The organism is Holospora undulata HU1 (assembly GCF_000388175.3).
In the GTDB taxonomy this organism is placed as follows: domain Bacteria; phylum Pseudomonadota; class Alphaproteobacteria; order Holosporales; family Holosporaceae; genus Holospora; species Holospora undulata_A.
In genome coordinates, this window is record NZ_ARPM03000202.1 from 47,553 (window position 1) to 59,427 (window position 11,875).

12 protein-coding genes are annotated in these 11,875 nt (G+C 36.3%); all 12 read right to left on the minus strand.

What is annotated here, in order from left to right:
• Positions 1-3: 3 nt before the first annotated feature.
• Complete coding sequence (locus tag K737_RS06520; protein WP_006302526.1) at positions 4-867, minus strand: class I SAM-dependent methyltransferase; 864 nt, start codon at positions 865-867, stop codon at positions 4-6.
• Positions 864-1,253 (minus strand): glycine/betaine ABC transporter permease, encoded by a 390-nt coding sequence (locus K737_RS06525; protein WP_235075736.1) that lies wholly within the window; start codon positions 1,251-1,253, stop codon positions 864-866. Before K737_RS06525 ends, K737_RS06520 begins: the two co-directional genes overlap by 4 nt.
• A 31-nt stretch (positions 1,254-1,284) precedes the next feature.
• Positions 1,285-2,070 carry a polysaccharide deacetylase family protein gene (locus K737_RS06530; RefSeq protein WP_235075724.1) on the minus strand — a complete coding sequence of 262 codons (786 nt, stop codon included), beginning with the start codon at positions 2,068-2,070 and terminating at the stop codon, positions 1,285-1,287.
• 89 nt (positions 2,071-2,159) lie between these two features.
• Positions 2,160-3,023 (minus strand): hypothetical protein, encoded by an 864-nt coding sequence (locus K737_RS06535; RefSeq protein WP_152531117.1) that lies wholly within the window; start codon positions 3,021-3,023, stop codon positions 2,160-2,162.
• Between the two features lie 52 nt (positions 3,024-3,075).
• Complete coding sequence (locus tag K737_RS06540; protein WP_161630447.1) at positions 3,076-4,428, minus strand: MBOAT family O-acyltransferase; 1,353 nt, start codon at positions 4,426-4,428, stop codon at positions 3,076-3,078.
• Positions 4,429-4,504: 76 nt separating this feature from the next.
• Complete coding sequence (wecB, locus tag K737_RS06545; protein ID WP_006294522.1) at positions 4,505-5,560, minus strand: non-hydrolyzing UDP-N-acetylglucosamine 2-epimerase; 1,056 nt, start codon at positions 5,558-5,560, stop codon at positions 4,505-4,507.
• The gene (locus tag K737_RS06550; RefSeq protein ID WP_006294521.1) at positions 5,557-6,717 is read right to left on the minus strand and encodes a glycosyltransferase; all 1,161 of its coding nucleotides are present in this window, start codon (positions 6,715-6,717) and stop codon (positions 5,557-5,559) included. The genes wecB and K737_RS06550 overlap by 4 nt, the downstream gene beginning before the upstream one ends.
• Positions 6,714-7,535: a class I SAM-dependent methyltransferase gene (locus K737_RS06555; RefSeq protein WP_006294520.1), complete on the minus strand. Its 822-nt coding sequence runs from the start codon at positions 7,533-7,535 to the stop codon at positions 6,714-6,716. The genes K737_RS06550 and K737_RS06555 overlap by 4 nt, the downstream gene beginning before the upstream one ends.
• A 3-nt stretch (positions 7,536-7,538) precedes the next feature.
• Positions 7,539-8,390, minus strand: a complete 852-nt coding sequence (locus K737_RS06560) for a class I SAM-dependent methyltransferase (protein ID WP_023490979.1) — start codon at positions 8,388-8,390, stop codon at positions 7,539-7,541.
• Positions 8,375-9,151, minus strand: coding sequence for a class I SAM-dependent methyltransferase (locus tag K737_RS06995; protein WP_006294518.1), 777 nt, complete (start codon positions 9,149-9,151; stop codon positions 8,375-8,377). Before K737_RS06995 ends, K737_RS06560 begins: the two co-directional genes overlap by 16 nt.
• Entirely contained in the window at positions 9,148-10,113 is a 966-nt protein-coding gene (locus tag K737_RS06570) for a lipid II:glycine glycyltransferase FemX (protein WP_006294516.1), read from the minus strand. The genes K737_RS06995 and K737_RS06570 overlap by 4 nt, the downstream gene beginning before the upstream one ends.
• A gap of 5 nt (positions 10,114-10,118) precedes the next feature.
• Positions 10,119-11,875: ABC transporter ATP-binding protein (locus tag K737_RS06575; RefSeq protein ID WP_006302530.1), on the minus strand; the 1,757-nt coding region annotated here is incomplete at its 5' end.

Sequence of the window (11,875 nt, forward strand, 5' to 3'; positions counted from 1 at the left end):
AATCTACAGATTCTTTGTGCCATGAAACCACAAGCTCCACCCCCACCTACGGGCAAGAGCTTTAATGATTGGTTTAGGGATAAAAGCACTTACCACAGGTGTCATTAGTTTTAAGACACAATCAAGATCTGTTCCAAGAATACGAACGTCTGCATCCTTGCTAAATGGACTTAACAATTCAAGGCCTTCTTTTTTTGTTACTGGCCATGTATGAGGGTTTCCCTCTTCACGATGCCCATCACCGTAGCGGCTATTTAGCTCTAATGGTGTGAGAAATTTTGACTCTCTATGTAAAAAGCCCTCAACATAATCTGTCATGTACCATTGATAAAAGCTTTTACGGTTATAAAGCATAATACCAAACCCACCACCGGGTTTGAGCACACGAAAAAGTTCTTTGATGGAAAGCTCAAGATTAGGTGAGTGATGAAGCACGCCCCAAGACCAAACATAATCAAAGGAATTATCCTCAAAAGGAAGATTATTAGCATCTTCTAAACGGATATCTGCCTTAAGATCATGCAGTTCAAATCGTCTCTTAGTTTGCTCAATTGAAGTTGGATTAAGGTCAACACCTGTGCAATTTGCACCATTTTTAGCCCAATTCATAAGCATTGTTCCAAGACCACACCCAATTTCTAAAACTTTTTTCCCCTCATAGTGATCATAGGGAAAAAGCTTATCAAAGGGTCTTTTGTTATGAAGCGGCTTATTCCAACCATAGAACTCTTGATCAATACGATCAAAAAACTCACGCGTTCCCATCTCATAGGAACCCTCTTTAAAAGCAGTTTGACCATGGGTTTCCCCATACGTCATTGGATTTTCAGCCCACCAATTTTGAATATTTTTTTTAGTATCAATCATGATTTGAAACCTCTAAACTTATCTTTGGTGGCTACGAAAGCTCCATAAAATAGCACAAAAGGCGTTAAAAGTATTTCGGGTAAAAACGTCATCTCGAGAAAACGACGAAGCAAAAGCATTCTTCGAACAGATGGTGTAAACTCAAATACTCTTCTTCTCCCATTCAAAACTTCAACTTCGTGCTTATGAATAAGCCTACTTTCAATTTTTCTCCAGCCAAGACCAATTGAATCAGGATATAATAAGATGATTTTCCCAGGTGAACGTGTCTGATTTATATCTACGATCTCAGCATCAGGAAATTTTTCACGCAACAGATCTAGCATATATTCCTTTGATCTCGGGTTAGATCGGTGACAGACAATTCGATAAAGCTTTTGCGGCATCCACCAAGGTTTAATGTTGAAAAAAGAATCATCAAAAAGTGCGTATGTGTTCATATGTTTTCTCAAGAAGTTGAGTATAGTTTACATTTTGAGCGGTCTTTAAAAGCAAAGCCATGGCTTCAAAAAACTCTGGTTTGTCGTGAATATGGCTTGGATCTCCATAAATATTAATTAGTGTTGGGTATTTACTTGTAAAATGTGCAAGTTCTTGCGCTTCTTTTGTATATTCAGAAGGTAACTTTGTTCGATCGGGAGCTGCAAAATAGGCCCATGTATCCATAATATTTAAAGGCTCTGAATATATTCCTGTAACCGGAATTTCAATAATCCCGTCTTTTTTAAATAAAGGGCCATGCTGATATGCAATCAAAGGGCTTGTTGATGTTGAAAATCTGTAGCTCAATTCATTCAAAATGCTATACAAAAATTTAAGATCTTCACGCTTTTGAAATGTTCCAAAGTGAGGTGTTCGCCATCCTTTGGCTGTGATACCTAAAACATCTTGTAATGTTTGATGGCCTAAAAGAATATCCTTTCTTAACTCTTCTTGCGACTGTTGATCATAGAAAAAACAACTTGCATGCCTTTTATGCTTTTTGTCAAAATACGTATGTTCTCGTCCGCCATGATTAATAAACTCAGCGCCTTTTTCATGAATTTTGCGGTAAACTTTTTCGCCTTTTTTTAAAAGCTCTCCAGGAACAGCATAAACAGGTGTAATGCCTATATCTAAAAGCTTTGAATGTACTTCACATGCAACTGAAACGTCTTCTTCAGTATCGCAGTCAAACGAGAGAATAAGATAAGACTGGGGCAATATCTTCTTTGCTTTGCGGGCATAAATCCTCCACATCCATTCGGGATTGATTCGGTTTATGACTTTGTAGAGAGTGGATGGAGGCATAACTAGATAGCTTTTTGTAATTTCTGTAACATATCCTGTTTTCCCACGAAAGGATAGAAGTGTGCAGCATCAAAGAAATTGTCCAAAGAAGTCGTTAAATTTGTATCATTATTAAAATCTATAACCTTTCCAAATATCGATTGAATTTCGGAAATCCACCTTTTGTAGGAGTACATGCCAGTTAGAGATATTTGATGGTTTTGTAGGGACTTATGAATGGGACATATAAAAACTATAAACCTTGTATTCGGAAAAGAGGACTTAATATTTTTGAGTTGCTGAAGATAAGTGTCAGAGTATTTATAGTTCTTAAGATTATACGCAGAATAATAATCAAGTGTTTGTTTTATGGCTTCTCCACTAAGGGGACGGTGTGTTCGTCTATATTTGATAAACTCTCTGTCGTAGTAATCCTCGGGTTTGCTGAATAATATGCTAAGGGAAGTATGGGCGACTTTTACCTTTATGTACTCTAAGGCTTTCATTAAGGAAGATGTAGCAAAATCCAAAGTTTCTTCAGTACAGAAAATTGAGGTGTTATTAAGATTGGTTGCATGAAAATCCAAAGACAAGTATATAGTTTCAGGATTCCCCTGTGTTTGGGCGAAAAACTGAAGATATGGGAGGTACTCATTAATAGAAATACCACTGACAGAAAAGTTAAAAGTTTTGTGATTTGAGGGGCTTGCAATATCAAGGTAAGAGCTTCGTGAAGAGCCAATTAGCACAGAACGAAACTGATTTTTATGAGAGTATAAATATGAAGCTTTTATTTTCCTTTCGTTCCCCGACAATACGTAAGGTGTTTTATCAATTTCATAGAAATTATAAGGATCCACATATAAGTTGGTAATGCCACAAAGCACACCTAAGACCGTGAGCAGTGCAAACAGTAATAGGCTAAGTCCCTTATACGTATTAAAATTGGAAGTATATAAACTCACTCAAGTCATCCATTTTATATAAGCAGACTAAGAACGTTAAAAATAAGGAAATTAATATCCACATTCGGGGATTTCCGTGTTTCTCTACGGTTTCTTGAGAATTTGGAAAGAAGAAAGCGATGACTGCGCACATTGCAATAAAAGCAATCTCCGACTTTCCAAAAAAATATGGCATAGGAGATACAGGGAAAGGAAGTTTTTGCTCAAGGTTTTTCCAACCATCAGGAATTATAAATAACTCTTGAACATTAAAGAGATATTTGTAGTATGAAATTGCTGCGCTCAGGCTTTCACTTCGAAATAAGACCCAACCCAAAAGAACGAGAAAAAATGTAAAGCCTACTTTACCCCCCCCCATTGACCTTGAGATTTTTCGTGTGGAAGATAGCAAGTGATTTGCGACCAAAAGTAACCCGTGGTACAAACCCCAGAATAAAAATGTCCAGTTGGCACCGTGCCACATACCGCCAATGGCCATGGTGATTATAAGATTTGCGTGTCGCCTTAGTTTTCCCTTTCTGTTGCCACCCAAAGGTATATAAAGATAGTCTCTTAAAAATGCGGATAGAGACATATGCCAACGACGCCAAAATTCTATGATGTTGAATGCTTTGTAGGGAGATGCAAAGTTTTTGGGAAGATCAAAATTGAAAAATTTCGATATCCCAATGGCCATGTCCGAGTAACCAGAAAAATCAAAATATAATTGAAAGCTATAAGCTAGAATCCCACACCAGCATTCAAGAGGATATACATGCTCTCCTTGCGCAACTGCTTGGAATACTGGTTTGACGTAGGGAATCAAATTATCTGCTAGTAAAATTTTTTTTGAAAGACCAGTAACGAAAAAGATCAATCCTTGGAAAATATTCTTGTAATCAGTTCGGTAGAGGGTTTTATCTGCAAACTGTGCAAGCATGTCTTTGTGGTGCAGAATAGGTCCTGCAATTAAATGCGGAAAATAAGTTACGAATAGGAAGTAAGAGATAAAGCTTTTGTCTTTGTGGGCTTTGCCATTCCAGGTATCAACAAGATAGGCAATTTGTGTGAATGTATAAAAAGATATCCCAAGAGGGATAATATCATTCCAATGGATGCTTGTGATTTTGAGCGTGTGTATAAACACAAGGTCATAATACTTAAAGAAGAAAATTAGAGAAAGATTAAAAACAACGCCTGAAATGAGCCATACTTTTTTTCTTGTTCTATCTATTACTGATCCAAGAAGATAATTTGCTGTAATTGAAATGAGCATCAGGGGAAGATACTCGAGCGCCATAAAACTATAGAAAACAATGGAAGCCAGACACAACACAAGCTTAGGCACGATCTGATTGAAACATACAGAAAATCTATACATTCCAGTCAATATGGGCATAAAAACGTATATAAAAATGTATGAGTTAAAGAGCACTTTTCAACACTTGTTTTATCCGTCCTGCCGCCTTCCCATCCCATAGAGGAGGTATAGATCCTGTTTGGGGGTGTTTTATTTTCTCTAAAAGATTATCCACCGAAACGAGCTGATTCGATCCCATCGTGACAGTAATAGGGCGTTCAGTTGTGTTTCTCATAGTAAAACAAGGAATACCAAGGTATGTTGTTTCCTCTTGGATGCCTCCTGAATCTGAAATAACAGACGAAGAATTGGAAACAAGACTCATAAAATCTACATACCCCAACGGTTCGCATAAGGTTATGTTTTGAGGTAAAGGGTGTATAACATCAAGATTTTTTCGTGTGCGTGGATGAACAGGAAAAATAATAGGCAGATCAATTTGCTCTACCGTATTGAGGATACTTTCTAATGTCTCTTTGACATCTACGTTTACAGGGCGATGAAGAGTTAAAATAATATACTCTTTTTTTTTCAGACCAAAAGTTTTATACGCATCAGATTTTTCAATTTTTTCTTTCATCATACAGTAGGTATCAATCATAATATTTCCAACTAAATAAATGTGTTCAGGATTGATGCCCTCTTTCTTTAAGTTCTCATCGGCGTCTTCTGAAGTTGTCCAGAAACAATCAGAGATTGAATCTGTCACAACACGATTGATTTCCTCTGGCATTGTTCTATCAAAACTACGTAGACCTGCTTCTAAATGGGCAACAGGTAAATGAATTTTCTTAGCGGCAATGGAACATGCCAATGTCGCATTTACATCGCCAACCACCACAACAAGATCAGGCCTGCTTTTTTCTAAACATAATTTTTCATAAGCTATCATCGTTTGAGCTGTTTGTTCGGCGTGCGTTCCACTTCCCCCCCCAAGATAATGATTAGCAGACGGCAATCCAAAATCATCAAAAAAAGATTGAGACATTTGATAATCATAATGCTGTCCCGTGTGGACAATTTCAGGCACACACCATGGTTCATTTTTAAGTGCATGATAAAGCGGTGCAATTTTCATAAAATTAGGGCGCGCTGCACATATGAGATGGATGGTTTTCATGAAATAATGTAATTTTTGTGAAGATTCATAAGTTTTAACTCGGTTACTTCAGGTGACCAATGATTTTTTGCATAAGCATGAGAGTGTTGTGCTAGCTGCTTACGTTTTTTATGGTGAAAAGAGAGTAATAAAATTGCTTTTTTGTAAGATTCAGGAGTATCTTCCACGAGATAAAATCCAGCAGCACAAAGTTCCTCAGCTGGATTGTTATTTCTATCATTTACAATAACAGGAAGACCCACCAGGGCTGCTTCTATACACGTTTTACTAATTTCATAATTTATAGAATGATACACGTAAATATCAGATTGCTGCATAATTTCTAGAATTTTAGAATTCTCTAAACTTCGTATAAAAGTAACTCGGTGCTGACATCCCAATTGATCTACTAATTGTTTCAAAGAATCATGCAAATCACCATCTCCAATCAGCGTAAGCTGAACACCTTCTAAGGAGGAAATAGCATTAATAATCGATGTAGGGTCTTTTTGAAGATAAGTTTGTCTTCCCACACAAAGAAGCTTCAAAGCCCCCTGAATATCATAATATTGCTTTTCTATTGCATTCATTCCAACAACATTGTGAATGATAGAGTAATTTTTGACATTATTTTTTTTTAAGTAAGGTTCGATGGGGGTATAAACTGCAATAACGTGATCTAACTTTTTTAAGCAATACCTCTCTAGCTTGCCTTGAAACAAGCCTATAACTCTATCTTTCCACGTTTTTGCAAGTCGTCCACGTAAATAGTCAACATCAGGATTTCCATGCAAACTGGTGATGCACGCAACACCTAGAGTTTTCTTCATCATAATCCCCAAAAATGTATTGAGATGAAGACCATAGCAACGTATTAAATGGGGGGTTATTTTTTTTGCTAGCTCTATGGCACCATCAGACCACGTCTTCATTAAAAATGGATGCCATCCCAAAGTTCTTTTAAAAAAACCATCCGGCTCAGGGTAATTATAGAAAAAAAGCTTCGCATCCCCAACCATAGGCTGTACTAACCGTGGATCTGGCCGATCATCATTCGTCATCATGATATGCACTTCATCAAAAAGATTTCCTGGATTATAATATCGCGGAATAACTTCACCTTTTTTAACCCAAGCAGAAATATAATCCGAAGATATAATAAGAAGTCTTTTATTCATTTTTTAGCCATTATATCAATAGAATGAGTAAAAGGATGAGTTTTCAAAAAGAAAATCATTTTATTTAACAAGCCAATTAAACGATATTTTTTACAGAATTCAACTACTCTATTGATATGAGATGAGTGAAAGCTAAAGCCATGTCTGATTTTTTCATTGATGTCTATAGACACATGTAAATTCTGAGACACTAAATAATGTTTTACACCCAACATAGTAACGTAAAAAATGCAATTATCTAAAAAAGTGGTTTTTCTTCCAAGAAAGCTTAAGTATAAACGTGCTAAAGGCTTTGGAAATAGAGGAACCCAAGGTACATGATAATGGGCTTCTTTTCTAAATGCACAGTAGTTGGGCGCGATGATAAACATCCTTCCTTTAGTTTTTAAAACACGCTTAGCCTCAAGTATGGCTTTCTTATAATCCGGAATATGTTCAAGTACATTCCAGAACGAGACTATATCGAAGCTTTCATCAGGGTAAGGCAAGCAGAGAGCTGATCCTAGGTTAAATCTTTCCGGATCCACTAATCTTTCTTCGGCACGCTCCTTCGATATTTCGTGCTCAAATACTTCAATCTCAACTCCATAAGCATCATAACCATGATGCACAGCTTCAAGGACAAAACTTCCATATCCCGACCCAATATCAAGTATCTTGGCACCTTTATCGACCAAAAGGGATATCTTTTGAACTAAATAACTGCTTTGTACATTTCCAATATAATCATTGATATGAGTGTCAATTTGTTGAGGTAAAAATATACCTTGGTATTGAGATTGAAGATGCTTTCTTATCTTATTTTCTAAAGTGCTCAATGCTTATTTTCCTATTACAAAATATAAACTTGAAGCTTGTCTGGGCAAGAAAATCCGTCCAAAAAACTCAAAAAGGTCATCCATAATTTTATATCCTCTGACCATAGAATCCAGTGTCCAATGAGGAAGTCCCCATCCTATAGGTTTTATTTCTTGGATGGTAAATCCCGCTTTTTTTATTTTTTTAGACAAACTCTTGACCGTATAAAAATGCACATGATCAGTTATTCGAAGAGATTCTGGCTGGAATTTATAGGCCATCTGCCACCAAAAAGCACCTTCGTTGGGGACGCCAAGGATGCAGACACCATCTTTCTTCAAAATGCGAAAAACTTCACGTAAAGCTTGCTCATCATCTGGAATATGTTCTAACACATGATTAAAAAAGATTGCATCAAATGACTCATCTTTTGCTCCGTAATCAGTCACATCCGCAAGAACAACCTCCTGTGCTATACTTCGTTGGCGCGCTCTTAGCAAGCGTGTAATATTATAGTCTGATCCGTAAAGATTCTTTGCATATGGCTTAAGCCAAAAAAAGTTTGCTCCATCACCACATCCTAAATCCAAAAGGGAGTGAATAGGTTTTTTCGTGGCGTAATAGGCAAGGACAAATTCCACATATTTTTTTCGCTTTAACAGATGGTGGCGATAAGGACCCGCCCAAATATCTTCTTGAGGGGCTTCATACCATTCTTTTTTTCCTTCTATTTTAGCATGGTTAATATAAGATTGAATCTGTTCATAGTTACGAACAAGAAGGGGGATCCCTTCAAATTCGCGTAAATCTTGTTCATACTTTTCATAAAAAAAAGGAGAAGAAGAGTCAAGATAACTGTTTAAATTTTTTGACATACAAGGTACCATCTGTTTGCAAAGTTTTTTAAAAAAGGCAAATTTGACAAAATATAATCCAAGTTAAAGGATTTAAAATGAAAGAGATTACCTATCCATGAAAACTTAGATCTAAATCGCGGAATAAGTGGCAGATATTTCCACTGATCAAGGACTCCTAAAGCATGTATTTCAAGAATTTTTAGCCGATTTAAGCTGCAAAAATTTTTTATCTCAGAATAAGAAAAAGTATTAAAACTGTAATGCCCGTTACTGATGTAGTAATTTTTCCAAAAATTCTTGGATAAATTGTACTTTCCTGTAATATCTAATAATAAATATCCATTTTTTTTCACAACACGCGCACATTCCTTAAGAGTTTTGAAAAAATCTTCAACTAGAACAAGGCAAGAATAAGAAAATAAACAATCAAAAAACTCTTCTTCAAAAGGGATTTCTTCCAAATCTCCAAAGATAAAATTAAGGTTATTTTTTTTTTCTTCTTGAGCTTTTTCTTGAGCAATCTTTAAAAATTGCTCATTGATATCTATACCGTACACTTCTTTGCACAAATTGCTTATAGCAAAACTAAATAATCCATTGGCGCACCCCGCATCTAAAACTTTAGAGGTGTTTTGTACATATTTTAAAAGAAGATTAAGTTTAAGCCGTGCAGAATAGTGTCTTGATACGTCAAATCCATAGGAATGAATTGAAGATTGATAGATTAAATTGCAGGTATAAACTTTGGATGAAGAAGTTTTGAGTATCGTATTTTTCATTTTTTCTCCACTATCGATTTAAAACACGGGCGTAAAACTCCACCAAACCCTTGTTTAAAATTAACAATTCCTTGAATTTTGGGGGATGAATGCTTAAAAAATACTTCACCCATATCTAGGTAGGCGATACCCCGGCTATGAAGTTCTTGAATCATTTTCCAATGCAAAAAATGATTAGCTCCTAGTTTATAGGCAGACTCATAAGATACTCCTGTCCAATACACAGCCTTATCCTTATAAATTCCGTAATTTACAGCTGAAACAGGATATCCCTCGTGGTATGCCATCTCTACAAATGCCTGATTATTGGGGATAGCACTATTAAAGATATATTCAAAATATTGCTTATTGTGAGGAAGAATAGATGACTTTTTACACACGTGTTTATGCATTTCGTAGTAAACATCCAAATCCTTCGAACTAGCTCTTTTAAAAGTTACTCCGCACCGTTGCGCTTTTTTAATATCAGATTTATGCCCTTTTCTTATGTTAGACCAAATAACATTCGTTCCTAATGAAAGATCTAAAATACTAATGCGTGCTGTATGACTTGAAATTCCTTGTAAAAACAAAGGATCCTCAGTATAGCAAAGCGAAGATGTTGCGAAATTGATACAAGCCACTTTCTGTTTTTCTTTACTCAAGCGCCGTCTATATTCTTTTAAAAGTATACTTGTGTAAACAGGATCATCTCTTTGGCAAAGCCACCCTCCTATATTATCTAAATAAGATCTCTGAAAAAAACGATACTTTTTAAAACTAATTTTGTAAAGAGGAAAAATTCCAACGATCTTCTCATCCTCATCAATAACAGCAAAGCTTTCATGAGAATGACTCGACCATTTATTTTTTCCCATGATGAAATCATAAGTGTGCCATAAAAAAGATGATGGATGAGCATACGCAAAAGAATCCCAGTCTTGTTTTGAAACTTCTTGAATATTTACAATAGAAAAGTTCATTACTATCAACGTACCTCATTGAACACATTGTCCATTTTTTCATACTCCGTAATATCTTTAACCCTTCCCTTATCCATGACTACGATGCGACTACAGTTTTTCAGAGTTGTCAAGCGATGAGCAATCATGATAACGGTTCGATCTTTGCTGACAGTATTGATGGTTTCCATCAATCGAGCCTCTGTTTCATTATCCAGCGCCGAAGTGGCTTCATCAAAGATAAGCACCTCTGGACTATGGTAAAGTGCTCGAGCAATAGAAATACGTTGGCGTTCTCCTCCAGAAAGGCGAATACCATGCTCTCCAACAAAAGTCTTTTCTCTTTCTGGTAAACTATCAATAAAATCACGAAGCTGAGCCGTATCAATTACTGCATCTAATCTTAATTTATCTGTTACCGTTTCACCAAAAGCAATATTTTTTTCAATGGTGTCGTCAGTTAAATAAATACTCTGCGGCACGTAGCCGATCTTTCCATGCCATTGATAGGAATTTACTGGATACTTTTCATCTACCAAAATGAACCCTTTGCAGGGGGGTAAAAGACCAAGAATAAGATTGACAAGAGTTGATTTTCCAGAGCCTGTCTCTCCAACAATTCCAATAAATTCACCTTTTTTAATCTTTAAGAAGATACCACTCAATGCATCTTTTCCTACATTGATATACCTAAATGAAAGATCTTTTATCTCAAGATCTCGATCAAATGAAAACTCAGGCACGTCAACATAGTTTTTTTTAGCAGCCATCATGATATATTCCCGATGAACACGTTCAATGGAAGGAATCGTGGACTTAAAAATGTTAAGCTGATTGATGATTCGATTGAGTCCAGGCATCAAGCGAAACCCAGAATACAAATACCCCCCAAGCATTCCAAGCATGTGCACAGGGCTTTCTTGATCTAAACATAGAATTCCGATAGTTACAACAATCCCCCCCATAAACAAAATCTCAATAACTATACGTGGCAAAACATTCAGCGATGATTGAAGGGCTTGAATCTTTCCTTTTTTAAGGGAATGCACTTGATAGGCGTTAATAAAGAATTCTCCTTTTCCTAAAAGCACAATTTCTTTGAAGGCGTGAAAAAATTGAATAAGATTTTGATTTCCATACAGAGCTGTTTCTTGAAGCTTTTGTCCAAATTGATAAAACCAAGGCAACACAAATTTAGTAATCACCACAGCAATCCCCCCTCCAATCCCTAATATCGTGAACGCTAAAGAAGGATTCATGTAAATGATTACACCGATAAGAGCAAAGAAAACCACTCCTTCCGATAAAATAATGGCAATAGCAACCATTCCACTTGAAAATACCATTTCAGTATCACGGCCCACTACTTGCGTTCCTAGAGAAGAATTTCTCGTTAAATAAAATTCGTAATCCGCCCCTGCATAACGATGAAGAAGTTTGCCTTTGAAGTGATAACTCATCTTTTGAATAAAAAAATTTTGAAAGAAAATCTCAGATGCAGCAACGATATTTTTTATCAAGTACACTACGCCCACTATCATAGCAGTGTAAAAAACAACACGCCCGGGGGATAGATCAGAGGGAAAATCAATTTTACCCAAATATTTTAGTCCCGTTTCTGGCGCATTTAAAACTTGAGCAAACACAACGATAACCGAAGCAGTCACAACTTCCAAAAGCGAAGTTGTTAATGCAAATGCCACAATGCCAAGCCACTTGAGCTTTTCCTCACGTGTTAAAAGTGCACGCAGCTTTTTAATTGCCGATAATATAGATGGAGTTG

Coding starts and splice junctions, on each gene's coding strand:
- K737_RS06570 (WP_006294516.1), bottom strand. CDS start 10,113: ATGAACTTTTCTATTGTAAATATTCAAGAAGTTTCAAAACAAGACTGG.
- K737_RS06520 (WP_006302526.1), bottom strand. CDS start 867: ATGATTGATACTAAAAAAAATATTCAAAATTGGTGGGCTGAAAATCCA.
- K737_RS06550 (WP_006294521.1), bottom strand. CDS start 6,717: ATGAATAAAAGACTTCTTATTATATCTTCGGATTATATTTCTGCTTGG.
- K737_RS06525 (WP_235075736.1), bottom strand. CDS start 1,253: ATGCCGCAAAAGCTTTATCGAATTGTCTGTCACCGATCTAACCCGAGA.
- wecB (WP_006294522.1), bottom strand. CDS start 5,560: ATGAAAACCATCCATCTCATATGTGCAGCGCGCCCTAATTTTATGAAA.
- K737_RS06995 (WP_006294518.1), bottom strand. CDS start 9,151: ATGAAAAATACGATACTCAAAACTTCTTCATCCAAAGTTTATACCTGC.
- K737_RS06560 (WP_023490979.1), bottom strand. CDS start 8,390: ATGTCAAAAAATTTAAACAGTTATCTTGACTCTTCTTCTCCTTTTTTT.